The sequence below is a fragment of the Photobacterium sp. R1 genome (assembly GCF_054600795.1).
Genome location: NZ_BAAHZP010000565.1, coordinates 1 through 270, shown reverse-complemented (window position 1 = coordinate 270; position 270 = coordinate 1). Strand labels below are relative to the sequence as shown.

The following is a 270-nucleotide window of genomic DNA, read 5'->3' as shown; positions in this document are numbered from 1 at the left end:
CCAGCGCCTTCAGCGAAATTTTTGTCTTATCCTGGCTGACCATTAACCGGGTTTTACCCTCAGCGTTGAAAGCAAGATCAGGGATTTGCCCCTTTGCAGACAGCGTCACCTCGCTCCACTCACCCAGATTAAAAGCATCCAGTTTTACCGTGACATTCTCCAGCTGTGTGCCGGCTTCTGTCATACTGGCGGAGAGCTCAGTGTTTTTCAGCGCCGCGTTATCCAGGGTTTCCGCCAATTGCAGGCTGGTTGTACCCTGGGCAGAGAAGC

1 pseudogene is annotated in these 270 nt (G+C 53.0%); it reads right to left on the bottom strand.

What is annotated here, in order from left to right:
• A pseudogene (locus ACYP03_RS26305) lies at window positions 1-270 on the bottom strand (AsmA family protein); the annotation flags it as partial.